The 25,929-nt window shown below is 68.6% G+C and carries 27 protein-coding genes; 7 read left to right on the top strand and 20 right to left on the bottom strand.

Features of this window, described 5'->3' with window-relative positions; genetic code table 11:
* Positions 1–25: 25 nt before the first annotated feature.
* Genes M3330_RS05595 through M3330_RS05585 form a run of 3 tightly spaced genes read right to left on the bottom strand, consistent with a single transcriptional unit; the run spans position 26 to position 3,626 of the window.
* On the bottom strand, positions 26–988 hold the full coding sequence (locus M3330_RS05595) for an ABC transporter permease (RefSeq protein WP_006550611.1): 963 nt from the start codon (positions 986–988) through the stop codon (positions 26–28).
* The gene (locus M3330_RS05590; protein ID WP_255027422.1) at positions 985–2,058 is read right to left on the bottom strand and encodes an ABC transporter permease; all 1,074 of its coding nucleotides are present in this window, start codon (positions 2,056–2,058) and stop codon (positions 985–987) included. Before M3330_RS05590 ends, M3330_RS05595 begins: the two co-directional genes overlap by 4 nt.
* A complete protein-coding gene (locus M3330_RS05585; RefSeq protein WP_006550609.1) occupies positions 2,055–3,626 on the bottom strand; it encodes an ABC transporter ATP-binding protein in 1,572 nt (523 codons plus the stop codon). The genes M3330_RS05590 and M3330_RS05585 overlap by 4 nt, the downstream gene beginning before the upstream one ends.
* Before the next feature lie 140 nt (positions 3,627–3,766).
* On the opposite strand from M3330_RS05585, the gene M3330_RS05580 reads away from it, so the two are divergent.
* Complete coding sequence (locus tag M3330_RS05580; RefSeq protein WP_255027412.1) at positions 3,767–4,339, top strand: helix-turn-helix domain-containing protein; 573 nt, start codon at positions 3,767–3,769, stop codon at positions 4,337–4,339.
* A gap of 88 nt (positions 4,340–4,427) precedes the next feature.
* Positions 4,428–5,420, top strand: coding sequence for an isopenicillin N synthase family oxygenase (locus tag M3330_RS05575; RefSeq protein WP_255027410.1), 993 nt, complete (start codon positions 4,428–4,430; stop codon positions 5,418–5,420).
* On the opposite strand, the gene M3330_RS05570 is transcribed toward M3330_RS05575, so the two are convergent.
* From M3330_RS05570 to M3330_RS05520, 11 genes are all read right to left on the bottom strand, one after another.
* The gene (locus M3330_RS05570) at positions 5,384–6,877 is read right to left on the bottom strand and encodes an aldehyde dehydrogenase (RefSeq protein ID WP_255027408.1); all 1,494 of its coding nucleotides are present in this window, start codon (positions 6,875–6,877) and stop codon (positions 5,384–5,386) included. The two genes, M3330_RS05575 and M3330_RS05570, sit on opposite strands and share 37 nt — an antisense overlap.
* On the bottom strand, positions 6,874–7,761 hold the full coding sequence (locus M3330_RS05565) for an aromatic ring-hydroxylating dioxygenase subunit alpha (protein ID WP_088896660.1): 888 nt from the start codon (positions 7,759–7,761) through the stop codon (positions 6,874–6,876). Before M3330_RS05565 ends, M3330_RS05570 begins: the two co-directional genes overlap by 4 nt.
* On the bottom strand, positions 7,758–9,308 hold the full coding sequence (locus M3330_RS05560; RefSeq protein WP_255027396.1) for a GMC family oxidoreductase: 1,551 nt from the start codon (positions 9,306–9,308) through the stop codon (positions 7,758–7,760). Before M3330_RS05560 ends, M3330_RS05565 begins: the two co-directional genes overlap by 4 nt.
* Before the next feature lies 1 nt (position 9,309).
* On the bottom strand, positions 9,310–9,933 hold the full coding sequence (locus M3330_RS05555) for a thiamine pyrophosphate-dependent enzyme (RefSeq protein ID WP_016693650.1): 624 nt from the start codon (positions 9,931–9,933) through the stop codon (positions 9,310–9,312).
* Positions 9,930–10,430 (bottom strand): thiamine pyrophosphate-binding protein, encoded by a 501-nt coding sequence (locus M3330_RS05550; RefSeq protein WP_016693649.1) that lies wholly within the window; start codon positions 10,428–10,430, stop codon positions 9,930–9,932. Before M3330_RS05550 ends, M3330_RS05555 begins: the two co-directional genes overlap by 4 nt.
* A gap of 35 nt (positions 10,431–10,465) precedes the next feature.
* On the bottom strand, positions 10,466–11,053 hold the full coding sequence (locus M3330_RS05545; protein ID WP_255027391.1) for a glutathione S-transferase family protein: 588 nt from the start codon (positions 11,051–11,053) through the stop codon (positions 10,466–10,468).
* Positions 11,050–11,685: a Rieske (2Fe-2S) protein gene (locus tag M3330_RS05540; protein ID WP_255027389.1), complete on the bottom strand. Its 636-nt coding sequence runs from the start codon at positions 11,683–11,685 to the stop codon at positions 11,050–11,052. Before M3330_RS05540 ends, M3330_RS05545 begins: the two co-directional genes overlap by 4 nt.
* Positions 11,682–11,936 (bottom strand): hypothetical protein, encoded by a 255-nt coding sequence (locus M3330_RS05535; RefSeq protein ID WP_255027380.1) that lies wholly within the window; start codon positions 11,934–11,936, stop codon positions 11,682–11,684. Before M3330_RS05535 ends, M3330_RS05540 begins: the two co-directional genes overlap by 4 nt.
* Before the next feature lie 353 nt (positions 11,937–12,289).
* Positions 12,290–14,986, bottom strand: coding sequence for a molybdopterin-dependent oxidoreductase (locus M3330_RS05530; RefSeq protein WP_255027378.1), 2,697 nt, complete (start codon positions 14,984–14,986; stop codon positions 12,290–12,292).
* Positions 14,983–15,840, bottom strand: coding sequence for a xanthine dehydrogenase family protein subunit M (locus M3330_RS05525; protein WP_255027376.1), 858 nt, complete (start codon positions 15,838–15,840; stop codon positions 14,983–14,985). The genes M3330_RS05530 and M3330_RS05525 overlap by 4 nt, the downstream gene beginning before the upstream one ends.
* A gap of 5 nt (positions 15,841–15,845) precedes the next feature.
* Positions 15,846–17,219, bottom strand: a complete 1,374-nt coding sequence (locus M3330_RS05520) for an 8-oxoguanine deaminase (protein WP_255027374.1) — start codon at positions 17,217–17,219, stop codon at positions 15,846–15,848.
* A gap of 141 nt (positions 17,220–17,360) precedes the next feature.
* Here M3330_RS05520 and M3330_RS05515 point away from each other — a divergent pair, with 141 nt between their 5' ends.
* Positions 17,361–18,824, top strand: a complete 1,464-nt coding sequence (locus M3330_RS05515) for a PucR family transcriptional regulator (RefSeq protein WP_255027372.1) — start codon at positions 17,361–17,363, stop codon at positions 18,822–18,824.
* 30 nt (positions 18,825–18,854) lie between these two features.
* On the opposite strand, the gene pucL is transcribed toward M3330_RS05515, so the two are convergent.
* The 3 genes from pucL to uraD are packed head-to-tail and all read right to left on the bottom strand — an operon-like array spanning position 18,855 to position 20,607.
* Positions 18,855–19,775, bottom strand: coding sequence for a factor-independent urate hydroxylase (gene pucL, locus M3330_RS05510; protein ID WP_255027370.1), 921 nt, complete (start codon positions 19,773–19,775; stop codon positions 18,855–18,857).
* 5 nt (positions 19,776–19,780) lie between these two features.
* A complete protein-coding gene (gene uraH / locus M3330_RS05505; RefSeq protein ID WP_019288025.1) occupies positions 19,781–20,104 on the bottom strand; it encodes a hydroxyisourate hydrolase in 324 nt (107 codons plus the stop codon).
* The gene (uraD, locus tag M3330_RS05500) at positions 20,101–20,607 is read right to left on the bottom strand and encodes a 2-oxo-4-hydroxy-4-carboxy-5-ureidoimidazoline decarboxylase (protein ID WP_255027367.1); all 507 of its coding nucleotides are present in this window, start codon (positions 20,605–20,607) and stop codon (positions 20,101–20,103) included. The genes uraH and uraD overlap by 4 nt, the downstream gene beginning before the upstream one ends.
* A gap of 221 nt (positions 20,608–20,828) precedes the next feature.
* On the opposite strand from uraD, the gene M3330_RS05495 reads away from it, so the two are divergent.
* On the top strand, positions 20,829–21,221 hold the full coding sequence (locus M3330_RS05495) for a hypothetical protein (protein WP_006550601.1): 393 nt from the start codon (positions 20,829–20,831) through the stop codon (positions 21,219–21,221).
* 147 nt (positions 21,222–21,368) lie between these two features.
* Here the strand turns inward: M3330_RS05495 and M3330_RS05490 are convergent, their stop codons facing one another.
* Positions 21,369–23,066: a fumarate hydratase gene (locus M3330_RS05490; protein ID WP_019288028.1), complete on the bottom strand. Its 1,698-nt coding sequence runs from the start codon at positions 23,064–23,066 to the stop codon at positions 21,369–21,371.
* Between the two features lie 281 nt (positions 23,067–23,347).
* Here M3330_RS05490 and M3330_RS05485 point away from each other — a divergent pair, with 281 nt between their 5' ends.
* Positions 23,348–24,097 carry a CPBP family intramembrane glutamic endopeptidase gene (locus M3330_RS05485; RefSeq protein WP_228045102.1) on the top strand — a complete coding sequence of 250 codons (750 nt, stop codon included), beginning with the start codon at positions 23,348–23,350 and terminating at the stop codon, positions 24,095–24,097.
* The gene (locus M3330_RS05480) at positions 24,097–24,621 is read left to right on the top strand and encodes a 2'-5' RNA ligase family protein (protein WP_039586329.1); all 525 of its coding nucleotides are present in this window, start codon (positions 24,097–24,099) and stop codon (positions 24,619–24,621) included. The genes M3330_RS05485 and M3330_RS05480 overlap by 1 nt, the downstream gene beginning before the upstream one ends.
* 7 nt (positions 24,622–24,628) lie before the next feature.
* Here the strand turns inward: M3330_RS05480 and M3330_RS05475 are convergent, their stop codons facing one another.
* Both M3330_RS05475 and M3330_RS05470 read right to left on the bottom strand, forming a co-directional pair.
* Positions 24,629–24,844, bottom strand: coding sequence for a hypothetical protein (locus M3330_RS05475; protein ID WP_026061451.1), 216 nt, complete (start codon positions 24,842–24,844; stop codon positions 24,629–24,631).
* A gap of 85 nt (positions 24,845–24,929) precedes the next feature.
* Positions 24,930–25,709, bottom strand: a complete 780-nt coding sequence (locus M3330_RS05470; RefSeq protein ID WP_006550596.1) for a helix-turn-helix domain-containing protein — start codon at positions 25,707–25,709, stop codon at positions 24,930–24,932.
* On the opposite strand from M3330_RS05470, the gene M3330_RS05465 reads away from it, so the two are divergent.
* Positions 25,708–25,929, top strand: a complete 222-nt coding sequence (locus M3330_RS05465) for a DUF1330 domain-containing protein (protein WP_019288032.1) — start codon at positions 25,708–25,710, stop codon at positions 25,927–25,929. The genes M3330_RS05470 and M3330_RS05465 overlap by 2 nt on opposite strands.

Raw genomic sequence — 25,929 nt, 5'->3', positions numbered from 1 at the left:
GACTGACGGGAAAGCTGACGGAAAGCTATTTCGCGGGCACGAACGGGATGCCGAGCGCCTTCGGGGAATTGCTGCGCGAGAACCACACGGTTGTGGCGATGACCGCGAGCAACGTCACCGCGTACGGCATGGCCTGGAACAGCTCGTACGGTACCGACGTGGCCTGTCCACCGGACGCGGCCTGTACGCGCAGCTGGAAGGCGTCGACGAGACCGAACATGAAGCCACCGACGATGGCGCCGAGCGGATTCCACCGGGCGAGGATGACGACACCGAGCGCGATCCAGCCGCGACCACCGGTGATGCCGTCCTGGAAGAAGCCCAGGCTGTCGATGACGAGCGCGCCGGCCATACCTGCTGCGGCGCCGGAGATCAGCAGCGTGCTCCATCGGGTGCGGGGGACGGAGACGCCCACCGAGTCGGCGGCCTCGGGGCTTTCCCCGGCCGCGCGGATCGACAGGCCGAAGGCCGTGCGGGTGAGCACCCACCACAGGGCGACGACGAGTGCGAGCGCGAGGTAGACGAGCGGGGACTGCGAGAACACGATCGGGCCGAGCACCGGCAGGTCGGACAGCACCGGAAGGTCGAGGGGAATGGTGCCCTGGATGCGCGGCGGTGTACCGGTCATGCCGAACACCTGCAGGTACAGGAAGGACGCGAGTCCGGTCCCGAGGATCACCACCGAGATCCCCGTGATGATCTGGTCGACGGCCATCGTGATCGTCAGGTAGCCGACGATCGCGGCGATCACGAGGCCCGCGGCGGCGCCGGTGGCGGCGCCGAGCATCGGTTGCCCGGTGTAGTACACCGTCACGAACGCGATGATCGCGCCGACCATCATCTGTCCCTCGATACCGAGGTTCATCAGCCCCGAGCGCTCGGCGAGGCACGCGCCGGCGGCGGCGAGGATGATCGGCACCGCCAGCCGCAGCGCAGCGGTGAACAGCGGGACGAGCGCACCGGCGCCCAGGACATCGGACCAGTTCATCGAGCACGCTCCACGATTCGGTTGGCGAGCAGCACCGTCAGGATCATCACTGCCTGGACGACGGTGCCGATGGACGCGGGGATCTCCTGGGTACGCTGCACCGCCTGACTGCCGAGGGTCAGCCCGGAGACCAATGCTGCTGCGAGCACGATGCCGAACGGATTGCGACGCCCGAGCAGTGCTACCACGATCGCGGTGAACCCGATCCCGGAGGAGATCGCCAGCGACAGTCGGAACTCGCTGCCCAGCAACATGATCGCGCCGGCGATACCGCCGAGTGCGCCGCTGATCAGAGCGGAGGTGACCACGGTGCGGGCGACGGAGATGCCATTGGCCTCGGCGACGCTCGGGCTCCCACCGACGATCTGCGACGCGAAACCGAACCGGGTCGAACGCATGAGCCACCACACCAGCGGCACCGCCGCGATCGCGACGAACACACCGATGTGGATGCGGGTGCCGGGAATCGTCGCGAGTGCGGCCCAGTCGGGAATGCGCTCGGACTCGGGGGTGAAACCGTTGGGATTGGCGAGGGGTTTGCGCACCGCCCACGCCAATGTGTAGAAGACGAGGTAGTTGAGCATGAGCGACGAGATGATCTCGTTGACCCCGAGCCGCGCCTTCAGCACGCCTGCGATGCCGCCGATGCACGCACCTGCGGCCGCGGCGGTGACGGCGACGATCGGGATCGCGATCCAGCTCGTCCCCAACGGCATGCTCAGCACCACGGCCGTCGCGGTGATCGCGCCGACGTCGTAATGGCCCTGCGCGCCGATGGTGATGAAGCCGGTGCGGTACGCGATCGCGTAGCCGAGACCCATGAGGACGAGCGGCGTCATACCCGTGAGCAGGCGGCCGAGCTGCGTATCGCCGCCGAGAGCGGCGTCGAGCATCGTCGCGTAGGCCTGCCCCGGATCACCGCCCGCGAGGACGATGAGGATCCCGCCCGCCGCGAGACCGACGGCGACGGCGAGTAGCGGCACCCCGATAGTGGTCGTGAGACTCCGGATCCGCGACGCGGTGGGCGGCTCGGGTGGCGTCATCACCGGTGGGCTGAGCGTGGCGGTCATGCTGCAGCCTCCTGGAATCCGCCCATGGCCGAGCCGAGGGCTTCGCGGTCGAACGGGCCTTCGTCGAACTCGGCGACGATCCGTCCGCGGTAGAGCACGACGATCCTGTCGGCGAGGCTGCAGATCTCGTCGAGATCGGACGAGATGAGCAGGATCGCGGCGCCCCGGGAGCGATGGTCGACGAGCGTGTCCCAGACGAACTCGGTGGCGCCGATGTCGAGACCGCGGGTGGGCTGGGCGACGACGAGGACGTCCGGCTCACCGTCGAGGACCCGGCCGAGCACCACGCGCTGGGCGTGCCCACCGGACAGGGTGCCGGCGAGCGTGCGCGGGCTCTGGGCCTTGACCGACAGGGCGGCGATGATGCGCTCGGCGCGTTCGCGGACGGCTGCCCGCGACAGGCGGCCCCAGCGACGGGCGAGCGGGGGATCGGTGTAGCTGTCGATCGCGAGATTGGTGTCGATTCCCAACGACTTGATCAGTCCCCGGGTGTAGCGGTCGGCGGGGACGATGCCGACACCGGCCTCGCGCATCGCGCGGGGGGACGAGGAGTCGATCTCCCGTTCGGCGACGACCACCGCACCGGTGGAGTCGGGGGAGAGCCCGGACAGGACGTCCTCGAGGGCGGACTGGCCGTTGCCCTCGACTCCGGCGACGGCGACGAGCTGCCCGGATGCGACCCGCAGGGTCACGTCGTGCAACTGACCGGGGACGGACACACCGACCAGTTCGAGCATCCGGTTCCCGGCCGGTTCGGTGGCCGCACGGCGGATACCGAGCCCGACCTCACGGCCGACCATGTCGCGGGCGAGTTCGGCGGTGGTGACCCTCTCGGCGCCGTTCCCGCGGATGGGGCGTTCGGCGACGAGCCGTCCTCCCCGCAGCACACCGACCCGATCGGCGGCCTCGAGGACCTCTTCCAGATGGTGAGTGATGAGCACGATCCCGACGCCGCGTTCGGCGGCGAGTCGGCGGACCTGTGCGAGCAGTGAGTGCACCTCGGCCGGAGCCAGATTCGCGGTCGGTTCGTCGAGCAGCAGGTAACGGGCGCCCAGGTGCAGGGCTCGGAGGATCTCGACGCGCTGCTGCTCGCCGACCGACAGGTTCTCCACGCGTGCGGTGGGGTCGCAGGCGAGACCGGTGTTCTTCGCGAGGGCGGCGATCTCGGCTTCGTTGCGCCGCAGGCGCTTCCGGCCGATCACTCCGCGGGACCGGCCGAGCAGGAAGTTCTCCGCAACCGTCATGCTCGGCACGAGCATGAAGTGCTGGTGGACCATCGCGATCCGTTCCCGGCCTCCGTCGATGAGCGACTCTCCGTCCACCGCAATGGAACCGGAGTCGGGCGGGAGAAGCCCGGTGAGGATGCGCATCAGGGTCGACTTGCCGGCGCCGTTCTCGCCGAGCAGTGCGTAGACCTCGCCGGGGCGCACATGCAACGACACGTCGCGCAGGACGGTGTTCTCACCGAAGGACCGGTGGATACCGCGCATCACGACGCCCTCGGCGGGAACCGATTCTGTCACTCCCGCAGTGGTGGTGATGCTCGCGGTCGAAGTTGCTGTCACCATACGGTGGGGCCTTCCGAGTAATCGCTATGTGTCGAGTCGAGACGATCCAGGTTGGTAGTTGAGCGGTCGTGTCCGATTCATGACGATTGTGTTTCGGGCGGCGGAAGGGAATGAAGTTCGTGATGCCGACGGAGAATGCAGTGCCGGAACAGGATCGCGTCGCCCGGGTGGGCAGCGTCATCCGCGCCGTTCGCAGACAGGAGGGACTCACCGCGCGGGCGCTGGCCTCGCGCGCCGGGGTCAGCCAGGCGTTCCTCAGTCAGGTCGAACGGGGCCTCAACGCGCCCTCGCTCGCGACGCTGTACAGGATCGCCGACGCGCTCGGACGGTCGCCGTCGGACTTCCTCGATCCGGCGCTTGCCGACGACGTACTGGTGGTGCGCGCCGAGGGACGCCTCGCGCGGGCGGTGACGGGAACCCCTGCGGCACCGGTGACCTGGATGGCCCGCGGCAACGGAGCGATCGCCGAGGTGTACCAGTACGAGATCGGCCCGGACGACGACATCGCCGGCTGGTTCCGTCGCTCGGACGATCTCGTGCTGGTCATGACCGGCGGACGGCTCGAGGTGGAGGTACGCGGACGCCCGGCGGTCGAGCTTGCGGAGGGGGACTGCCTGTTCGCCGCGGCGGGGACCGAGATGCAGTGGCGCCATCGGGGTTCGGTGCCGGCTCGCCTGGTGCTCTGCGTCGGAGCGCGTTCCCAGGATCCGTAACACGGTCCTCACCGCAGCGAGACGGACCCGCAGCATCGCAGGAATTAACTCAGAGCGATCATCGGTCCGTTCCTGCCAGGAGTCACCCATGGAATCCCTGCCTCTCATCGATCTGCATCCGCTGCGCGACGGGAGCGACCCGTATGCCGTCGCCGACGCGCTCGACGCCGCGTGTACCGACCTCGGCTTCTTCGTCGTCACCGGTCACGGACTCGACCCCGACCTCCGTGCGGCGACGATGGAGCAGGCGCGGCGCTTCTTCGCGCTGCCCTTCGAGGAGAAGATGGAGATCGCCATCGCGAAATCCACCTGCCACAGCGGATACGTGCCGTCGAAGACCGAGACACTCGACCCCACCGTCGGAGCCGACGGCAAGGAGGCCTTCGACATCACCACCGACCGTGCGGCCGATCATCCGGAGGTGATCGCGGGCACGCCGCTGCACGGTCCGGCACAGTGGCCGGCCTCGCTGATGCCCGGCTTCAAGAGCGTCGCCGACGAGTACGCGAAGGCATGCCTGGACATCAACGCTCACCTCATGCGCGGTCTCGCACTCGCTCTCGGTCTCGACGCCGACGCCTTCGTGCCGATGTTCACCGACCCGCTCGCGTCGCTCCGTATGCTGCACTACCCACCCGTTCCCGTCGGCGACACCGCACTCGGCATCGCGCCTCACACCGACTACGGCTCGTTGACGCTGCTCGCCCAGAACGACATCGGCGGGCTGCAGGTCGCCGCGCGGGGCGGCGGGTGGATCGACGTCGTGACCCCGCCCGACGCGCTGATCGTCAACCTCGGCGACATGATCGCCCGATGGACCAACCACCGCTACGTCTCCACCCGTCATCGCGTGCTCAATCCCACGCACGGACACCGCTATTCGCTGCCCTATTTCGTCACTCCGGACTACCACGCCGTGATCGAGGCGATCCCGACCTGTGTCGAACCGGGTGCGGAGCCGATCCATCCACCGATCGGGGCCGGCGAGTACCTGCAGTCGCGGTTCGAAGCGACGCACGCGTACCTCGGGGCCCCGACCGACGATCAGATCGACAAGCACACCGTCTTGGTCTCCAAGTAGTTCTCCAGCCCGGCGGCGCCGTTCTCGTAACCCCAGCCGGACTGCTTGTGGCCGCCCTTGACCAGTTCGGGGGAGAAGTAGGAGTGGCAGTTGATCCACACGGTGCCGGCGCGGATCGCGTCGGCCACCCTGTGGGCCCGCGACAGATCCGCTGTCCACACGCTCGCCGCGAGACCGTAGTCGGTGTCGTTGGCCCAGGTGATCACTTCGTCGGGATCGTCGAAGGGTGTCACCGTCACGACCGGGCCGAAGATCTCCTCGCGCATCATCGGCAGATCCGGGGCGGCGTCGACCACCACGGTGGGCTCGTAGAAGCTGCCCGTCTCGCCCACCATGCGACCACCCGTCACGACCGTGGCACCCGCGCGGACTCCGTCGTCGACGTAGGACGCCACCGTCTCGCGGTGCCGCAGGCTCACCAGCGGCCCCAGGTCGGTGTCGTCGTCGAGTCCGTGGCCGAGCCGCAGGGTGTCCGCAGCAGCGGCGAGACCGTCGACGACCTGCTCGTAGACGCGCCGTTCGGCGTAGATCCGGGAACCGGCAACGCACACCTGCCCGCAGTTGGCGAAGATACCGCGCGCGAGACCGGGGATCGTCAGCGGCAGATCGGTGTCGCCGAAGACGACCGCCGGGGACTTTCCGCCGAGTTCGAGGGTGAGCCGCGAGAGATTGCGGGCTCCGGCCGAGGCGACGAGCTTCTTCCCGACCTCCGTGGACCCGGTGAACGTCACCTTGTCCACCCCCGAGTGTTCGGCCAGCATGCGCCCGACCTCGCCGCCACCGGTGAGGATGTTGACGACCCCGTCGGGAATTCCGCTCTGCGCGAGCAGTTCGCCGAACCGCAGGGCGGTCAGCGAGGTGTCCTCGGCCGGCTTGAGCACGACGGTGCATCCCGCGGCGAGCGCCGGCGCCAGCTTCATCGCGGCCATGAGCAGCGGTGAGTTCCACGGCACGATCGCAGCCACCACACCGACCGGTTCGCGCACTGTGTGCGCGACGACCTTCCGTCCCGGAGGTGCGTAGGTGATCGAGGGCGTGACGGTGGTCCCCGTGATCTTCGTGGCCCAACCCGCGTAGTAACGGAACTGCTCGGCTGCGGAGGGGATCTCCGCGAAACGGGAGGTCGCCCAGGCTTTCCCCTGGTCGAGGGTCTCGAGTTCGGCGAGTTCGTCGGCGTGGGCGTCGATGGTCTCGGCGATCCGCCACAGCACGCGAGCGCGGGCCGCGGGGGTGCACGACGCCCACTCGTTCTGCAGGGCGCGGCGCGCGGCGGCGACCGCGGTGTCCACCTCGCCGGCTCCCGCCGACGCGAGCGTCGCGAGCGGCACGCCGGTGGCCGGGTCGATCGTCTCGAAGGGTTCGCCGGAACCGGGGATCCACCGGCCGTCGACGAGCAGCGATTTCGTGCCGTCGCGGAGGAAGTCGGCGCAGTACCGGGGGAGGGCGGAGGTGATCACGTGTCTGCTCCTCGGGGATGGACGGGACGGAACGGCAGGGCGCCCCAACGCAGTCCCTTGGCCTTGAGCCAGCGCCGGTAGGTGACCGACGAGGCGTCGGCGCGGGTGGGGATCTCGTCGCGCGGATCGAGCGGCAGTAGCAGCGGACGCTGGTTCTCGACGATGATGCGGTCCTGCAGGAAGATCACCTGCTCGAACTGCACCAGTTCGGTGTGCGTGGAATCCGGGTCGACGAGGTACATCACCGGTTGTGCGCGGCACAGGGTTTCGTCGATCGGCTGGATGAACAGGGCGATCGCGTCGAGACGGGTGGGATCGGAGGGCGAGACCCGGTAGAGCATCACCTGATACGGATTCGGGACGCGGTAGGTCAGTTGCGCGAACGTGCCTTCGGAGGCCGCGGAGATCTGCGGCTGGAAGAACGTGCAGTCGGTGGCCCACACCTCGTCGGTCTCCCGGCGGATCTCCCACTTGTAGCGTGCGACCTCCGTGGCGGCCTCGCCTCCGAGGATGCCGGTGTGCACGAACGGGAAGTGCGCCATGTCGAGGAAGTTCTCGACCACCCGGCCGGGCGACGACCGCAGCGTGACCCACCCGCACGGCACGTAGCGCCGGTCGGGTTCGTCGGCCTCGTCGATGGGGAAGACGTCCTTGTCGGGGGTGCCGAGCGTGGTCCACACGAACCCGTATCGGCGTTGCACCGGAAGCACGGCGTCGCCGTCGCGCACCGTCGGTTCGCCGTCGGCGTCGACGCTGCACTCGATGTCGGCGCCGAGCAGGCGGGTGCGCACGACGCCCTCGGCGACCTCCTGTTCGGAACAGACCGGATACCACTGGTTCAGCACGACCGGGTCGTCGCAGCGTGTGGTGATGCTGGTCGTCACGACAGTCTCCTCTCGGTTCCGGTGATCAGCGCGGCCGCGCGCTCGGCGAGGGCGATCACGGGGGCGTTCGTGTTGCACGACGGGAGCACCGGGATGACGGAGGCGTCGACGACGCGCAGTCCGTCCACGCCGTGGACACGCAGGTCCGGGTCGACGACGGCGTCGGGTCCCACGCCCATCGCGCACGTGCCACCCGTGTGGAAGAAGGTCGCGCAGCTGGAGCGGACGAAGGCCTCGGCGTCGGTGCGGCCGAGACGACGGTCCGGTGCGGCGGGTGCCTCGACCAGTTCCTGTAGCGCGGAGGTCTCGGCGAGGTCGAAGATGCGGTCGAGGCCGGCGACGAGGGCGTCGAGGTCGCGGGGATCGGACAGATAGCGCGGATCGATGATCGGTGCTGTGCCCGGATCCGCGGACCGCAGGCTCAGCTGTCCGACGCTGTAGGAGCGCATGAGACCCGGGGAGATCGCGAAGACGTCGCCGGTGACGTCGTAGCGTGCGGCCACCTCCGGGGTGGCGTGCGCACCCTGGACGACGAAGGCGTGCAGGTCGGGCAGGTCCAGCGACGGGTCCGAGCGCCAGTTCAGGATCGCGCCGCCGCTGTTGTCGCGGACCGGCCCGAGCGGGTTGCGGGCCCGGAAGTTCACACCCATAAGCAGGGGATGGTCCTGAAGGTTGCGTCCGACACCGGGAAGTGCGGTGTGGACAGGGATTCCGTGTTCCTGCAGGTGCGCGGGATCGCCGATCCCGGAGAGCAGCAGCAGGTGCGGGCTCGAGATCGCACCGGCACAGAGCAGGACCTCGGCGTCGGCACGGACCACGGTGTCCGTGCTTCCACTGCCGTACCGCACACCGACGCACCGGTCGCCGTCGAACACCAACCCCGACACCGTGACGTCGGTGCGCACGGTGAGATTGGGCCGGGTCCGCGCCGGATCGAGATAGGCACGAGCCGTGCTGACGCGATGGCCGTCGTCGATCGTGAGGTTCGCCAGGGAGGCGCCTTCGATGTCCGGTCCGTTGCAGTCGTCGAGCACGGCCATGCCGAGTTCGGCTGCGGCGTTCAGCAATCCGGTGGCGATGGGATGCGGGTCGGCGGGCCGGGTGATGCGCACCGGGCCTCCGGCGCCGCGGAAGGCGGTGGCGCCGCCCTCCCAGTCCTCGGCACGGCGGAACCAGGGGAGCAGCGACGCGAAGTTCCAGCCCTTCGCGCCGGCGGTCTCCCACGCGTCGTAGTCCGAGGGGTGCCCGCGATACCAGAGCATCGCGTTGAGGCTGCTCGATCCGCCGAGAACCCGGCCGCGGGGGATGGGCACGGCGCGACCGTCGAGCAACGGGTTGGGCGCGTAGCTGTGCCCCCAGTCGTAGTCGCCGCCGAGCAGTCCCGCCCAGGTCGCCGGCGCGTCGATCGAGGCGAGACCGGCGTGGTCCGGTCCGGCCTCGAGGAGCAGCACGGTGGTGTCGGGATCCTCGGTGAGACGGGCGGCGAGGACGCACCCCGCCGACCCGCCGCCGACGACGACGTAGTCGAATCCGTCGGTTGTGTTCACTTCAGTTGTGTTCACTGGGACCCATGATGGTGATGCCTTCCGTCGCCTCCACGTGGCGAACGAAGATGTACTTGTCCTCCCGGCCGTCGCTGTGCTTGCGCTTGATGCCCGGCTGCACGACGCTCGAGACCTTCGCGACGAGCACGTACGGTTCGTCCGCGGACAACCCTGCGACGCAGTGCTTGTCGAACTCTTCGAGGGTCTCCGCGGTGTAGGCCTTCTCGATTCCCGCTCCGCGGGCGATCGCGGCGATGTCGACCTTGCCCTTCGCCGTATGGGTCGGCGGCCCACCGATGGACTGGTAGCACTCGTTGTCCCACACCACCGTGAACAGGTTGCGGGGCTGCTCGTTGGCGAGGGTAGCGAGGATGCCGAGGTTGAACAGCATGCCGCCGTCGGTGTCGAGCGAGACGATGCGTCGGTGCGGCAGGCCCACCGCGAGACCGAACGCCTGCGGGGTCACGCAGCCGAGCTGCTGCTGGAACAGGCTGGCCTCGCGCATGTGCGGGGCGGCGTTGTACCACTCGTCGACGCTCGCGCCGAGGGAGAGGATGACGAGTTCGTTCTCGAGCCGGGCGGCGAGTGCCTGCATGCACTCGAATCGGGTCATGCGCATGGTGGTCATCGGACGAGTCCTCCTCCGAGGGCGATGGCGGAATGGTGGTAGGCGGAGTAGGACCACTCGAACGCGTCGTGGATGGCGCGTTCGATCGCGTCCTCCTCCCGCACGATGCGGTACGGGATGCGCAGGGCATCGAGGATCGGCTCCATCGTGATGCCGTGCGGCACGGCCCACCAGTTGTTCTCGCCGAGTTCGCCGCGGTAGCTCATGAGCATGATCACCGGGATGCCGGCACCGAGGCCCATGCGGGCGAGGGGTTCGACGGACGCACGCAGGCCGGAGTTCTCCATGATGAGCGCGGCACGCTTGCCGGACAGGAAGATTCCGCCGCAGATCGCGGCGCCCTCACCCTCGTTGGTGACCTGGATGGTGCGGATCGTGGGGTGCGCGTCGAGGGCGGGGTAGAGCTCCTTGAACAAGGAGTCGGGCAGGTAGCACACGGTGGTGACGCCGGCCTTCTCCAGGCCGCGGATCACCGCGTCGACGGTGGACTGTTGCATGTGGCGTCCTTTCGGAATGTGGGCGGTCGGAAAGATCAGGGGAAGACGGGGATTCCGGGCATCTCCACGAAGCCGGGAAGTTGCTTGATGCGCCGGATCCAGCTGCGCAGGGCGGGGTAGCGGTCGTGGTCGATTGCGATGTCCCGGCTCAGGGCAGCGGCGGGGAACAGGGCGATGTCGGCGACGGTCGGCCGGTCGGCGGCCACCCATGCGTCGTCCGTCGTGCGGGACGCGAGGAGGTCGTCGAGCGACTGCACCACCGCGCGAGCGGCCGTGGTGTCGACGGGATCCGTCGTGTACAGCGATCGTTCCCGGCAGGAGTAGAACTGTTCGAGCGGTCCGGTCGCGAAGTCGATCCAGTCGTCGGACGGTGCGGCCCATGCGGTTCCGCCGGAGATGTGGACGAGGACGTCGATCGATCCGACGAGGGTCGCCGTTCCGGTCTCGAACACCGGAAGTACGCCGGTGGGGGTCAGCTCGCGGTAGGGCGGTTCGAGGTGGGCGCCACCGGGGAACACGTCGACCGGTTGCACGCGATGCTCGACGCCGAGCAGCGCCAGTGCCAGTCGTACGGAGTAACACCGCGGGTCGAGCGGGAAGTCGTGCAGGACAGGGATGTTCATGAGACCACTACCTCTCGCGCGGACGACACGGAGTCGCGGAGTTCGTGCAGTCGGTGGACGAGGGCGTTCACGGTGTCGGCCGGGACGACGCCGGCGGCGACGACGTGCACGGCCGTGGTGTGCGCGTCGATCGTCTGGATGCCGGCGATCACGTCGGTTCCGTCGATCGTGCCAGTGGCGACGGCACCGGTTCCGTCCAGGCCGAGGAGGGCGAGGGCGGTGTCCCGGTCACCGTCGATCCACACCGATCGCACCGGGGTGATCGCCGTGTCGGGAACGTCGGGTGCGCCGTCGGCATCGGTGGGGGCCACCCACACGAATCCGGTGCTCTCGACGGTCCGATACTGCTGCGGTTTCACGGTTTTCGGCGGTTCCATCCGCGGGTGGGCAGGGACGTGTCTGCACGCGCCGGCGCCGTCGAACTGCCACCCGTGGTAGAGGCAGACGAGGCGGTCCTCGCGGACGAATCCGAAGGACAGGCGCATGCCGCGGTGCGGGCAACGATCGGCCCACGCGTGCACGGCGCCGTCGGTGCCGCGCCACAGCGCGACGGAGTCCCCGTCGACGGTGGTGCCGGTCGCGGTGCCGGGCCCGATGTCGCGGGCGAGAGCGACGGGAGTCCAGACGGTCATGGGGTCGGGTTCCTCTCGGTCGAAGTGAGATCGAGGACGACATTGGTGCCGGGGGCGAGAGCGCAGGCCGTTTCGAGGGCGTCGACGAGGTCGGGGTCGCCCTCGGTGCGCAGCTCGATGCGATGCCGGGTCGCAGTGACGACGGTGGCACGTACCTGCAGCAGGTCGGCGCGGGCGGCGACGAAGTGCGCCATGGCGCCCGGATCGAATCGTCCTACCAGCGTGAGGGTGGACGAGATCGTGCCGCACATGTCAGCAGTGGGTGCGCCGGCCGTGGAAGGGGCTCGGTGTCGGGGAACATCGCATGGAAACCTCCGGGGACGTGGGGTGCTTCGTCTGCGACGGCCCTCGCGCCCGTCACCGGAGAGTCCTCCTCCGGAGGGGAGCTCCGGATCGTTCACCGGCCCTGGGCCGGACGGACATCATCGGTTCGATTCCCGATGTGGTTCAGTACTTTACACAGCGCGATGGGTCGAATCGACCCCGCTGCATCAACTTCGTGTTACGGCTGCGTTGCGTGTCCGGCCGTACAACGAACGAGACCGATGTCGTGTGCGAAATCCGGCCGGAAATCGCACACAACACCGGTCTCGACGGATCGGTCTCACTGCATGAGTCGCCAGATGCGGTCGCGGGACAGGGGCAGCTCGTGCGGCCGCACCCCGATGGCGTTGCGCACGGCGTTCGCCAACGCCGGGGCCACCGGGTTGAACGGGGCCTCGCTCATCGACTTCGCGCCCATCGGCCCGAGTTCGTCGTAGGTGTCGGCGAAGTAGACCTCGGTGCGCGGGACGTCCGCGAACTGCGGAATATGGTAGTTGCGCAACACATCCGTCGTCACACGACCCGCGTCGTCGGAGATGATCTCCTCGTACATCGACGCGCCGAGTGCCTGCGCCGCGCCGCCTTCGATCTGCCCGCGGCACTGCTCGGGGTTGAGGACGGTGCCCGCATCGGCGGACTGGATCGAGCGGAGGATCTGCACCTCGCCCGTTCGGATGTCGACGGCGACGCGGAAGGCCTGCACGTTGAACGACAGCGACCGCGGCAGTCCGCCGTGCCGGCCCTCGGCGCGCAACCGGCCACCCGCGACCTGCAGTAACTCTCCCGGTGTGACGAGACGATCGCCGCACCGCACGCCGTCGGCCTGCAGTTCGGCCTTCTCCGGGTCGGTGCCGGTCAGCTCTGCGGCGGCCTTGGCCATCCGCCGTCGCAGCTCGTGGGAGGCTGCCAGCAGCGCCTTCGACGCGACGACCGTGCCCGACGATCCGAACGCGCCGGTGTCGTGGGTGGTGACGTCGGTGTCGGACTGCTGGACAACGATCCGGTCGGGGGTGGTGCCGAGCGCGGTGGCCGCGATCTGGGTGTGGACGGTGGTGGTGCCGTTGCCGAACTCCGCGGTGCCCACCCGGGCGAGATACCGGCCGTCGGGCAGAAGTTCGATCGACGCCTCGGAGATGTGCCCGTTGGGCGGGTTGGTCGCGATCATCGCGAGCGCCATACCCTCGCCGATCCGCCAGTGATCACCGGTCGGCGCGGGCCGGCCACCCGTGCGCGCCATCGCCCGTTCGGCAAGGTCGAGACACTGGTCGAGTCCGTAGCTGCCGTACGTCAGGTCGGCGCCCTCGGGATGCGCGGCGACCAGCGGATCTCCCGGCAGGATGATGTTGCGGCGCCGGAACTCGTACGGGTCGATGCCGAGCTTGCCGGCGAGTTCGTCCATGGCCGACTCCACCGCGAAGATCACCTGGCCGAGACCGTAACCGCGGAAGGCACCCGACGGCCGGTTGTTCGTGTACACGGATTCGGCGTCGACGCGCTTGTTCGGGCACCGGTACACCGCGATCGACTCCGTGCAGCCGTGGAACATCACCCCGGGGCTGTGGTTGCCGTAGGCGCCGGCGTCGGCCAGCACGTCGATCGCGAGGGCGGTGAGGACACCGTCGGTGTCGGCGGCGAGGGTGACGTCGACCCGCATGGGATGCCGGCACGGAGCGACGGTGAGCTGATCGGAGCGGGTGAACTCCCACTGCACCGGACGGCCCGTCCTCAGGACCGCCGCCGCGACGACATCTTCGACCAGCATCTCCTGCTTGGCGCCGAAACCCCCGCCCACCCGGGCGGTGTGCACGCGCACCCGGTCCCGTTCGAGTCCGAAGATGTGGCACAGCTCGTCGCGCACCAGGAACGGAACCTGGGTGGAACTGCGGATGACGAGCCGTCCGGTCTCGTCGAGATACCCTATGGCCCCGTGGGTTTCGAGGTGGGTGTGCTGGACCCGGTGGGTCTGCCAGCGTCCCTGCACCACCGCCGCAGCGGAGGCGACCGCCGCGTCGACGTCCCCGCTGCTGCCGTGGATCGCGGCGACGACGTTGCGTCCGGGATCGGCGATGCGTGCGTCGGGGGACTTGTCGGCGTGCAGCAGGGGAGCCCCCGGCTGCCGGGCCTCGTCGGGATCGAGGACGAAGGGCAGCTCCTCGTACTCGACGTGGATCGACGCGAGCGCCTGGTGCGCGATCGCCGGGCTCTCGGCGACCACCGCGGCGACCCGCTGTCCCCGGAAGCGCACGACCCGGTCGAACAGGTAGGTGTCGTCGGGATCGTCGTTGCGGTTCTCGTGACGGGCCGTCGAGTAGGCGGTGGCGGGGGCGTCGCGGTGGTACAGCACCGCGTGGACACCGGGGAGTGCCTCGGCGGCCGAAGAGTCGACGGAGACGATCCGCGCATGGGTGTGCGGGCTGCCGAGGACGGCGATGTGCAGCAGGCCTTCGACGGTGGTGTCGAGGGTGTACGGCTCGGTGCCGGTGACGACGCGCGTCGCGGCGGGTGCGCGCTGCGAGCGGCCGCACGACGGGCCGTCGACCTGTTCGACGTTGGTGCGCGACCGCAGGGCGTCCTCGATCGACCGGTAGCCGGTGCACCGGCACAGGTTGCCCTTCAAGCGTTTCGGCAGGTCGTCGAGATCTTCGTCTCTGAAGGTGGACGCGGTGACGATCATGCCGGCGGTGCAGAAGCCGCACTGGAAACCGGCGGCGTCGGCGAACTGCTGTTGGACGGGATGCAGGTCGTCGGGGGTGCCCAGACCCGCGACGGTGGTGACCTCACGACCCTCGACCCGCACGGCCGGGACCACGCACGAGTGGACGGGTTCGCCGTCGAGCAGGACCGAGCACGCGCCGCAGTCGCCGGCGTCGCAGCCCTTCTTGACCTCGAAGTGTTCGGTCTCGCGCAGCAGGGTGCGCAGGCACTGGCCGGGCCGGGGGTCGACGTCGCATTCGCGGCCGTTGACGGTGAGTTTCACGGCTGAACCTCCGAATTCGACGACGCAGTGGTCGACAGCGCAGTGTCGGTCAGTTCTGTGCGCACTTCTTCGGCGAGAACCGCGGTGACGGCACGTCGCCAGTCGGCTGCGCCGTGCGCATCGGTGTAGTAGCTGGTCGTCGGGACGAGACGGGCCAGTGCGTCGGACAACGCCTGTGCCGACGGGACTTCCGTGAACCGCAGGAGACAGGGACGCACCGTCGACGCGGTGATCGAGAGCGTGACACTGCCGTCGAGATCTCGTCGACCGATCACGACCGCTCCCGATCGCCCCAGTGGCGACAGGGCGATCTTGCGGAAGGCCGTGCGGGAGTTCAGAGCGTGCAACGGGATCCGGATGCTCCGCAGGATCTCGCCGGGTGCGAGGGCGTTGGAGGCGACTCCGAGAACGAAGTCGGCCACCGGGAGCCGCCGCTCGCCGCCGTCGGTCGTCCAGATCACCGCGTCCGCGTCGAGTGCGGTCGCCAGCGAGATCATGGCGCCGGCGGGGAAGGACAGGCAGATGTTGCCGCCGACCGTGGCGCGCTTCCAGATCTTCCACGACGCCAGCAGTGCCTCGGCGCACTGCCGGAACAGCGGTGCCGCAGGATGTTCCGCTTCGTCCGAGAGTGCGGCCAACTGTTCGACCGTGCAGGTCGCGGCGATCTCCAGAGCGTCGGGATGCCGGGTCACTGCGGGCCAGTCGAGACCGGACAGATCCACGAGTCGGTGCAGGTGCGGTTGCGGTTCGGAGAACAGCCAGGTGCCGCCGCCGAGCGGAGCCGCGCCGTCCTCGAAGGTCAGATCGGCGCGGTCGCGGGCGATGTCGTAGTCGGTGATGTTGTGCAGATCCATCGCTTTCACCCCGCCTTGGCGACCAGCGCGGCGTGTTCCGCCGCGACCTGCCGTGCCACGACGTCCTCGTCGACGGTGCGGACCTCGTCTCGGACGACCACTTCACGACCGTTGATCAGGAGCAGTTCGAGAGGCGGTGTGCTGCCGAGGACGAGGGCCGCGACCGGGTCGGCGATGCCGGAGTGGGCGAGGCCGTCGATGCGCCACAGCGCCAGGTCGGCGAGCTTGCCGGGTTCGATCGATCCGATCTCGTTCTCGCGTCCGAGGACCCGGGCGCCGCCGATGGTGGCGAGTTCGAGGCTCTGGCGCACGGTCATGGCGCGGGGGCCGCTGCGGGCACGGGCGAACAGTGCGGCGTGGTGGGCCTCTTCGAGCATGCAGCACGACTCGTTGCTCGCGGCACCGTCGACACCGAGGCCGAGCGGTACGCCCGCGGCGTAGAGGTCGGCGGCGCGGGCGATGCCGGCACCGAGCCGGGCGTTCGAGGTGGGGCAGTGGGCCGCACCTGTACCCGACGCGGCGAGCACACCGATGTCACGGTCGTCGAGGTGCACGGCGTGCGCGTACCAGACGTCGGGTCCGGTCCAGCCCAGCGACTCCATGTACTGGACGGGCTTGCATCCGAACTTCTCGAGGCAGAAGTCCTCCTCGTCGAGGGTCTCGGCGAGATGGGTGTGCAGCCGCACCCCGAGATCGCGGGCGAGCAACGCGGACTGCTTCAGCAGCTCACCGGTCACCGAGAAGGGCGAGCACGGCGCGAGCGCGACCCGCAACATCGAATCGAACGACGGATCGTGCCAGCGGTCGACGGCCTCGCGGCTGCCCTCGAGGATCGCGTCGATGTCCTCGACGATGTGATCGGGCGGCAGACCCCCGGCGCTCGCACCGAGGTCCATCGACCCGCGGCAGGGATGGAAGCGGATACCGACCTCGGCCGCTGCGGCGATCTCCGCGCCGAAGACGTCACCGCCCTCGCGGGGCACGACGTAGTGGTGGTCGGTGCTGGTCGTGCATCCGGTGCGCACCAGATGCGCGAGTGCGCCCTTGGCCGCGACGTGCACGGCGTCGGCGTCGATGCCGGCCCAGACTGGATAGAGGGTGGTGAGCCATTCGAACAGGGTGTGGTCGGCGGCGAGCCCACGCGTGATCCATTGGTACAGGTGGTGGTGGGTGTTGATCAGGCCGGGGGTGAGCACGCAACCGGTGCCGTCGACGATCTGCGCATCGTCGTAGCCGGTCGGTTCGCCCGACCCGACCGCGACGATCCGGTTGCCGGAGACGACGACATAACCGTCGCGGTGTTCGGCGCGGGCGGCGTCCATGCTCACCACGTGTGCGCCGCGGATGACGAGCGGCCGGGTGGTGGGATGCGCGTGCATAGTCGACTCCTCGGATCGTCGGGAGTCTTCAGTCAACTGCGCCGAACAGATGTACCTCTGCGGCAGCACGCACGAAACACCTCGGAAATCCGCGGCTCGTACTGTGCGATCGTCCAAGACCGTCACCAGGAGGTGAACATCGTGCTTCTTCGAGATGTGGTGGAGGCGCCGGGGCTGGGAATCGGTGTACTGCACGGCGACGCGGAGGCCCTGAGCCGTCCCGTGCTGCGCGCGTGCACCACCGACATGCCCGACCCCACGCGCTACGTCAGCGCAGGCTCGCTCGTGTTCACCGGCCTGGTGTGGCGACGTTCCGTCGAGGACTCCGACCTGTTCGTCAAACGGCTCGTCCGAGCGGGGGTGACGGCGATGGCCGCCGGCGAGGCCCTGCACGGCCGGGTACCCGACGACGTGATCGAGGCGTGTGCACGACATCGCATGCCGCTGCTGGTCGTGCCCGACGAGGTGCCGTTCAGCCGGGTCATCGAATACATGACCGGGCAGATGGCCGGAGCCCGGATGGATCGTCTGCAGACGGGACTGGCACGGCAGCGGCAATGGCTCGCCGCCGTCGCCGACGGTCGGAGTGTGGGGGAGCTGCTCGACGGACTCGCGCAGCAGCTCGGGGTGGAATCGGCGCTGATCACCTCCACAGGCGTGACGGTCGCAGGAGGTGCAGAGCTCGACGACGCCGAACTCGACCGGATCACCGCAGCAGCGTTGACCGCCGACCGCTTTCCACTGCGGCTCGACGGTGACTTCACCGTCCTGCCGGTGGGACGCGGACTGACGGACCGGATCGACGCGTGGTTCCTGGTGATCCGGCACGACGAGAGCGGACCGGAGTGCGTCGAGGCGTTCTCCGAACTCGCCGCGGTGGTCGCTCTCGATCGGATCCGGCGCGACGAACGGCGCCGGGTGGCATGGGAGATCACCGACCGGACCCCGACCGTGCGCGCTGCGGACTCGCGGGTCGCGGTGGCGGCCGAAGCCGAGGGCCGGATCTCGCCGGACGTCCTACGCGGTCTCGTCGAGGACGTCCTGGACGGAGCGGTCACATCGATCGACGCGGCGAACAGGGTGGTCGCCCCGGCGATCGGCAGCGACGTCGACGTGGCACGGCTGTTGAGCCGACGCCTCGGGCGTCTCGCGCCGGCGTTGCGCGGCGACCGGATGTTCGTCGGTGTCGGCGGGCAGAGTTCCGACGACGACCCGGCCGGCGCGGTCCGCGCGGCGGCATCGGCATGCGCTGCAGCACACAACGATCCGGGTCCGGTGTCGGTGCGACGTGCCGAACTCGATTCGGCGCTCGACCTGTTGTCGACCCTGCCTGACGAACTGCGTCGCGCCTACGCCGACCGGCTGCTCGGGGACGTCGTCGAACACGACCGACGCACCGACGCGGGTCTGCTCGCGACCCTCGAGGCATTCCTCGATTGCGACGGATCGTGGCGGCGCACGGCCGATCGACTGCACGTGCACCTGAACACGGTCCGCTACCGCATCGGGCGGGTCGAAGCGCTCACCGGGCGTTCCCTCGCGCGCACCGGTGACCGCTTCGATCTGTATCTCGCGCTGCGTTCGTTGGAACCCGCTCTCGCGTGAGCGGTATCCGTTGTCGTGCCGCGTGAGTGGTCACATGGCGCCGGTGTAGGGCTCCCAGGCGATGCCGGCATCGGGGGCGTCCTCGCGCAGCACGCTCGCCTGGATCAGTCCGTAGGGCCGGTCGTCGGCGTGGAAGACCTCACCGGCGTTCTCGACTCCGAAACGTGCCAGGTCGTAGAGGAAGTGGTGCTTGTTCGGTGCGGACAGGCGGATCTCGGCGATCGATGGGTACCGCTCGAGCACGGCGCGGCCCATCTCGTACAGGCTCTGTTGCAGGGCCTTCGAATGCAGGTTCGCGAACACCTCGAGAAGGGTGGCGCGCACGCCCGCGTAGACGGTGTCCCAGTCGACGTCGGTCGATGCGAACCGCCAGCGCGCCTGGAGGCTCGTCGCCATGATGCGATCCTCCGCCGGTTCGAGAACGGTGTACGGGTCGGTGAGGAAGCCCTGGAACTCCGAGCCGGTGGACTTGAGGACGACGAGATCCTTCAGGCCGCCGACCACCCATTCGCGTCGGTCGGTCCCGGTGCCCTCGACGGTGATCGCGGCGGTGCGGACCTCGGATCCCTTGCGCGTCCAGGTGTGGTCGTGCTCGGCGCCGTCGACGACGACCCGCTCCCAGGCGTACTCCTCGATCTCGATGCGCGCCGAGCGGACGGGTTCGACGTCGTCGACGAAATGCCGCGCGAGCGCGAGGCCGTACTCCTCGACGAACTCGACGCCCTTCTCCTTGGCGTAGGAGTAGATGGTCTGCTTCTGGCTGTCGGTGGGCAGCACCGTGCCCTGATCTCCCTCGAGATGTGCGGCGTCGAAATCGCCGTGCAGGCAGGACGAGACGTTCAGGTCGCGGATCTCGTGCCGGTCGGTGTCGCGCACGATGCGCACCACCCGATTCTCGGCCTTGCCGTAGCGGTGCGGTCCGAGGACGATTTTGCCGGTCAGTTCGGTCATGGTGGTCAGCTCCCGCGGTAGGTGGAATACGAATAGGGCGACAGGAGGAGCGGCACGTGGAAGTGGCTGCTGCCCTCCGGGATACGGAAGGTGACGGTCACCTCCGGATAGAAGGACGCGACTCCGCGGCGCGAGAACCAGTCACCGGTGGCGAAGGTCAGGTGGTAGGTGCCCTCGGGCAATGGATCGGTGAAACCGGTGAGACGACCGTCGTCGTCGGTGACACCGGCGCCCAACGAGGTTCCGTGCGTGTCGGTGAGGATGACGTGCAACCCCACCGCGGGGGCTCCGGCCGTCGCGTCGAGCACGTGGGTACTCAGGGTGTTCATGCGCGGCTCCCTGCGGTCTCGGTGACGATCCGCTCGAGGCGGAGTCGGGTGATCTCGGCGAGCGCTGCACGCATCTCGGCCTTCTCGCTCTCCGGGTCGTTGCGGAGGCGACGCTCGAGGATCTCCAGCAGTTCCGGTGCCGTGCGGCCGGCGGCGCGGACGAGGTAGACGTGCCCGAACCGTTCCTCGTACTCGCGGTTGCCGGCGGCGAGCCGGTCGAGGATGTCGGCGTCGGACGTGGTGACGGCGGACTGCTCGCGGCGGGAAGCAGCGTGTTCGCTGCGTTCGCCGATGCGCGGGTGGCCGGCGAGGGCGTCGGCGAGGTCGTCACCGTCGAGGTTCTCGGCCGCGGCAGCGGCGGCGGTGAGCAGCACGGTGCGCGAACCGAACGGGCGCGCTGCGACGACGGAGTGTGCCCATGTCCGGCTCGAGCAGCAGTCGAGCAACAGTGCGATGGCCTCGTCCTCGGGCATCGCATCGAACCGGGCCGTTGTGAGCTGCACGGACCCTCCTTTCGTCGGTGCATTCGATACTGTCCGGTGGGCGTGCGGCGGGGGAGGTGCAAGCGCTACAGAGTTCGGTTCGCCGCGGGTGCGCCGGTTGGATGATCGGCCAACGAGGTGGTTGCGTCTTGAACGTTTTTCTGGAATAGTTCCAGTTATTGGATTTATTCCAGAAGAAGTGGGCGACCCGGGTGGGGTCGCAGGGTTGAAGGAGTGATCACATGTTCACCGCCGACCGTCCTCGAGCAGTGACGCTTCCGCCGGTCGTGCTCGGCGGACTGCGACCTCTCTACCGGCAGATGGTCCGCAACAACGTTCCGGCCGCATCGTTCGAGCACACCGCCGGACGGGCCGTCTTCGACGTCTGCCTGATCGCGGGGGAGCACGGTCCGCAGCTGCAGGTCCGCGCCCGCGACTTCGGGATCGACTTCACGCTCGCGATGACCACGCATTTCCGTATCGCGCCCGTGATGAGCGACGACCAGTACCGCGCACTGTGCGCGGTGCTCACACCCGGCGCCGAACCGGCACCAGGCATCGTCCTCGACTTCCTGCAGCAGGTGGTCGTGCAGTCGCCCGCGGTGCTCGCGCGGACGCACACTTGCGCTGCTTGAGTCCGAATTTGCTCGTCCTGTGGACATGAGCACACGCTCCGGCAGCGTGTTTCTGTCCGCACGGTGCGCACATCCACCCGAACGCGAACGGCCCGGCAGAAAATCCTGCCGGGCCGTTCGGGATAGTGCGTCTACAGCGAGTCGGGTCTACAGACCGGGTCGCTTGCCGACCGTGAGCGTGACCTCGCCGGTGTGCGCGAAGAAGTCGTTGCCCTTGTCGTCGACGACGATGAATGCGGGGAAGTCCTCGACCTCGATCTTCCAGACCGCTTCCATGCCGAGCTCTTCGTACTCGACGACCTCGACGTTCTTGATGCAGTCGAGCGCCAGACGCGCGGCCGGACCGCCGATCGAACCTAGGTAGAAGCCGCCGTACGTGTGGCATGCGTCGGTGACCTGCTTGGAGCGATTGCCCTTCGCGAGCATCACCATCGAGCCACCGGCGGCCTGGAACTGGTCGACGTAGGAGTCCATACGACCGGCCGTCGTCGGGCCGAACGAACCCGACGCCAGACCCTCGGGGGTCTTCGCCGGACCGGCGTAGTAGACCGGGTGATCCTTCAGGTACTGCGGCATCTCCTCACCACGGTCGAGGCGCTCCTTGATCTTCGCGTGCGCGATGTCGCGCGCGACGACCAGCGGACCGGTGAGCGACAGGCGCGTCTTGACCGGGTGCTTGGACAGCTCGGCGAGGATCTCCGGCATCGGCCGGGTGAGGTCGATCTTGACCGCGGCACCCTTGCCGGTGCCCGAGACGCCCGACGTCTCGGAGTCGAGCTGGCTGTCGGTGACCTCGGGCAGGAACTGACCGGGGTTGAACTCGAGCTGCTCGAGGAAGACACCCTCGGGCGTGATCTTGGCCTTGGCCTGGCGGTCGGCCGAGCAGGAGACGGCGATCGCGACGGGCAGCGACGCGCCGTGGCGCGGCAGGCGGACGACGCGGACGTCGTGGCAGAAGTACTTGCCACCGAACTGCGCGCCGATGCCGATCTTCTGGGTGAGCTCGAAGACCTTCTTCTCGAGTTCGAGATCGCGGAAGCCGCGGCCGGTGATGGCACCCTCGGTGGGCAGCTCGTCGAGGTAGTGCGCCGAGGCGTACTTGGCCGTCTTGAGCGCGAACTCGGCGGAGGTGCCGCCGACAACGATCGCGAGGTGGTAGGGCGGGCACGCCGCGGTGCCGAGCGACCGGATCTTGGCCTCGAGGAACTGCATCATCGAGTCCGGGTTCAGAATGGCCTTCGTCTCCTGGTACAGGTACGACTTGTTGGCCGATCCGCCGCCCTTGGCCATGAACAGGAACTTGTAGGCGTTCTCGTGGCCCTTCGCGGTGTCCGCGTACAGCTCGATCTGCGCCGGCAGGTTGTTGCCCGTGTTCTTCTCGTCCCACATCGTCAGCGGGGCGTTCTGCGAGTACCGCAGGTTCAACTTCGTGTACGCGTCGTACACACCGCGCGCGATGGACTCCTCGTCGTCACCCGGGGTGAGCACCTGCTGGCCGCGCTTGCCCATGACGATGGCGGTGCCGGTGTCCTGGCACATGGGCAGCACGCCGCCGGCGGCAATGTTTGCGTTCTTCAGGAGGTCGAGCGCAACGAACTTGTCGTTGTTCGACGCCTCGGGGTCCTCGAGGATGCTCGCCAGCTGCTTCAGGTGATCCGTGCGCAGGTAATGGGAGATGTCGTGCAGCGCGGTCTCGGTGAGCAGGCGCAGGGCCTCGGGTTCCACCTTCAGGAAGGTGCGGCCGTCGGGTCCTTCGACGGTGGACACCCCCTCGGTGGTCAGCAACCGATACTCGGTGGGGTCTTCCCCGATCGGCAGCAGGTCCTCGTAGAGGAAGTCGGCCATTGTTTCTCCTGGAAGAGGGCTGGTGATCGCCGTACACGTTAGCGGCGCCGGCGCAAGGCCTTGACAACGGGGCATGTGACGGACTCGACCTGCAAACTCGATGTGACCTGCGTCTCGCGACTTTCGGCGGCGTGTTTATGTCGCCGACGACCGGAAATCCCGGAAGGAAGTCGAGGCCGGAGTGTTCGCCGTCACGGCGGCCGGCAGGCCCCGATCCGTACACTTGACCGGATGTTCGAGAGTTTCCGGAGGGATCGCACGTGACCGTAGAAATCGAACGGTTGCCCTCGCCCGAGACCGGACGCCTGCCGTCGCTGGCCTGGCTTTCCCGTTTCCACGCCTGGATCGATCTCGCCGTCGTGATCGCGGTGCTCGTCACCACCAACCTGATCGCCCACTTCACCACGGCGTGGGCGTCGATCGCGACCGTGCCGATCGCAGCATGCGTGCTGGTCGCGATGATGCGTCGACGCGGCATGCGCTGGTCGGAACTCGGCCTCTCACCCCGGCACTGGAAGAAGGGGACGCTCTACTCGGTAGCAGCCGTGGCCCTCGTCCTGGCGGTGGTGGCGATCGGCATCGCCCTGCCGTTCACCAGGCAGTTCTTCCTCTCCGAGCGCTACGCCACGATCTCCGGTGCCCTCGTCGCCTCGATGATCATCATCCCGCTCCAGACCGTCATCCCCGAGGAACTCGCCTTCCGCGGGGTGCTCCACGGAACCCTCGAGCGAGTGTGGGGCGCACGCGGGGTCTTCGCCGCGGGATCCCTGCTGTTCGGGCTGTGGCACGTCGCCTCGTCGTTCGGTCTCACGGCGGGTAACGCCGGCCTCAGCGCCTTCCTCGGTGCCGGGCTGCTCGCGCAGATCGCCGGCATCGTCGGCGCGGTGATCGCGACCGCCGCCGCGGGCTTCGTCTTCACGTGGCTGCGTCGTCGCAGCGGCAGCATCCTCGCGCCCATCGCCCTGCACTGGTCGCTCAACGGCGCCGGTGCCCTCGCCGCCGCGCTCGTCTGGCACGCCACACTCAACTGATGGCGCTGGCGGTCTGTCTCCTGTTCGACACCGAGACCGACCGCGCGATCCGGCGCCTGTGGGGCCGGCTCGAGGAGAGCGGCATCCCGACCCTGCTCACCCACACGCACCGCAAGCACGTGCCGCACCTGTCGTACGCGGTACTGCGGACCTACGACCGGGCCGCCGTCGTCTCGGCCCTCGAGGGCGTGCCCGACGGGGGACCGGTCCCGGTCTACATCGACACGCTCGGACTGTTCCGGCGCGGCCGGGCGTCGCTCGTGCCCGCCCCCTCGTCCGAACTCGTGCAGCGACAGGACCGCGTCGTGCGGGTCGTGGAGACGACGGGAGCGGACCTGCACCGCTACTACGTCCCGGGACGCTGGACCCCGCACTGTTCGCTGAGTCCCCGAACCCGGCGTGAGGAACTCGATCGTCTGGGCGCGGTCGTCTACGACGTGCTGCCCATCGAAGCGACACTCGATCGCGCGGTGCTGATCGACACCGCCACCGGCGAGCACACGCCGCTACGGATGATCCCGTGAGGGAAACTCACTCCTCGGGGTTCTCCACCCACGGTCCGTACGGGGGTGGGCCCTCGCTCTGGATCTGCAGGCCGAAGTGCGGACAGTGCTTCCACACGTAGCCGTGCAGGACGTGTTCTTCCGACGTCGCGGTGTTCATCAGTACGAGGTCGCCGCTGGGGCGGTGTTCGAGGGCGAAGCCGGACTCCCGCTGATCGAGAACCCACCATTTCGCAGTGCTCATGTCGGTGTCCTCCGCATGATCCGCTCGGCAGACGCGCACCTCCCACGTTAGCGCGGAAACCGTTCGTGATCGGCCGATTCGGCGATCACGATCCGTTCAGGACCCGGGCCGTCGCCTCGTCGGCGGGATAGAACGCCTCGATCGCCAGTTCCGACACCGTCACGTCGAGCGGGGTCCCGAAGAGGGTGGTCGTGCTGAAGAACGACAACTCGCCGGCCTCGGTCCGCAACCGCATCGGCACGACCAGCGAATGCGGTTCGATCTCCTCCACCGGATCGTCGCAGGGATAACCGGCGAGTTCGTCGTACAGGCGCAGCAGGACAGGGTCGGCGGTCGCACCGATCTGGTGTTGCAGCCGGGCGAGCAGATGACCGCGCCACTGCCCGAGATCGACGATGCGCGGCGCCAGTCCCCGCGGGTGCAGAGTCAGTCGCAGCACGTTGATCGGCGGTTCCAGCAGTTCCGGAGCGCACCCCTCGACGAACACCCCGACGGCGTCGTTGGAATCGACCATCGTCCAATGCCGGTCGACGACGAGTGCGGGAAAGGGGTGGTGCGACGACAGGATTCGCGTGATCGCGTCGGAGATCGCCGCCATCGGCATATCGCCGAGGTGATGCTCGGGGTAGACAGGCGCATGTCCCGCCGCGACCAGAATGGTGTTGCGTTCGCGCAGCGGGATGTCCAGCCGGTCGCTCAGCTTCAGCACGGTCGCGCGTGACGGGCGGGACCGGCCGGTCTCGACGAAGCTGAGATGCCGCGACGAGATGCCGGCGGTATGGGCCAGGGTGAGCTGGCTCAGGCCGCGGCGCTCGCGCCATGCCCGCAGCAGGGCGCCGGCGTGGGGAGTGTCGACCGTGGTCATGCACCCGACAGTAGAGCCAGCGGGGAACGGTCACCATTACTTCCGGGGTAAATTCCCCGACGTCGACCGTGCCCGGTCCTGGTACGAATCCCCGGAGTACCAGGCGATCCTCCCGCTGCGCACCGAGAACTCCGAGGGATGGGCGGTCGTCGTGCAGGGCACACCGCCCGGCTACCGCGCCACCCACTTCCTCGACAAGGTGTTCGGCGCTCAGCGGTAG

The sequence above is a fragment of the Rhodococcus sp. GA1 genome, assembly GCF_024321955.1.
Lineage (GTDB): Bacteria > Actinomycetota > Actinomycetes > Mycobacteriales > Mycobacteriaceae > Rhodococcus > Rhodococcus pyridinivorans.
The sequence above is the reverse complement of the archived record's forward strand: the minus strand, read 5'-3'. Positions and strand labels throughout refer to the sequence as shown.

Coding starts and splice junctions, on each gene's coding strand:
- M3330_RS05525 (WP_255027376.1), bottom strand. CDS start 15,840: ATGGATCTGCACAACATCACCGACTACGACATCGCCCGCGACCGCGCC.
- M3330_RS05535 (WP_255027380.1), bottom strand. CDS start 11,936: ATGTGCGGCACGATCTCGTCCACCCTCACGCTGGTAGGACGATTCGAT.
- M3330_RS05465 (WP_019288032.1), top strand. CDS start 25,708: ATGCACCCGACAGTAGAGCCAGCGGGGAACGGTCACCATTACTTCCGG.
- M3330_RS05590 (WP_255027422.1), bottom strand. CDS start 2,058: ATGACCGCCACGCTCAGCCCACCGGTGATGACGCCACCCGAGCCGCCC.
- M3330_RS05520 (WP_255027374.1), bottom strand. CDS start 17,219: ATGCACGCGCATCCCACCACCCGGCCGCTCGTCATCCGCGGCGCACAC.
- M3330_RS05545 (WP_255027391.1), bottom strand. CDS start 11,053: ATGAACATCCCTGTCCTGCACGACTTCCCGCTCGACCCGCGGTGTTAC.
- M3330_RS05475 (WP_026061451.1), bottom strand. CDS start 24,844: ATGAGCACTGCGAAATGGTGGGTTCTCGATCAGCGGGAGTCCGGCTTC.
- M3330_RS05480 (WP_039586329.1), top strand. CDS start 24,097: ATGGCGCTGGCGGTCTGTCTCCTGTTCGACACCGAGACCGACCGCGCG.
- M3330_RS05495 (WP_006550601.1), top strand. CDS start 20,829: ATGTTCACCGCCGACCGTCCTCGAGCAGTGACGCTTCCGCCGGTCGTG.
- pucL (WP_255027370.1), bottom strand. CDS start 19,775: ATGACCGAACTGACCGGCAAAATCGTCCTCGGACCGCACCGCTACGGC.
- M3330_RS05470 (WP_006550596.1), bottom strand. CDS start 25,709: ATGACCACGGTCGACACTCCCCACGCCGGCGCCCTGCTGCGGGCATGG.
- M3330_RS05555 (WP_016693650.1), bottom strand. CDS start 9,933: ATGACCACCATGCGCATGACCCGATTCGAGTGCATGCAGGCACTCGCC.
- uraH (WP_019288025.1), bottom strand. CDS start 20,104: ATGAACACCCTGAGTACCCACGTGCTCGACGCGACGGCCGGAGCCCCC.
- M3330_RS05595 (WP_006550611.1), bottom strand. CDS start 988: ATGAACTGGTCCGATGTCCTGGGCGCCGGTGCGCTCGTCCCGCTGTTC.
- M3330_RS05585 (WP_006550609.1), bottom strand. CDS start 3,626: ATGGTGACAGCAACTTCGACCGCGAGCATCACCACCACTGCGGGAGTG.
- M3330_RS05575 (WP_255027410.1), top strand. CDS start 4,428: ATGGAATCCCTGCCTCTCATCGATCTGCATCCGCTGCGCGACGGGAGC.
- M3330_RS05550 (WP_016693649.1), bottom strand. CDS start 10,430: ATGCAACAGTCCACCGTCGACGCGGTGATCCGCGGCCTGGAGAAGGCC.
- M3330_RS05540 (WP_255027389.1), bottom strand. CDS start 11,685: ATGACCGTCTGGACTCCCGTCGCTCTCGCCCGCGACATCGGGCCCGGC.
- M3330_RS05490 (WP_019288028.1), bottom strand. CDS start 23,066: ATGGCCGACTTCCTCTACGAGGACCTGCTGCCGATCGGGGAAGACCCC.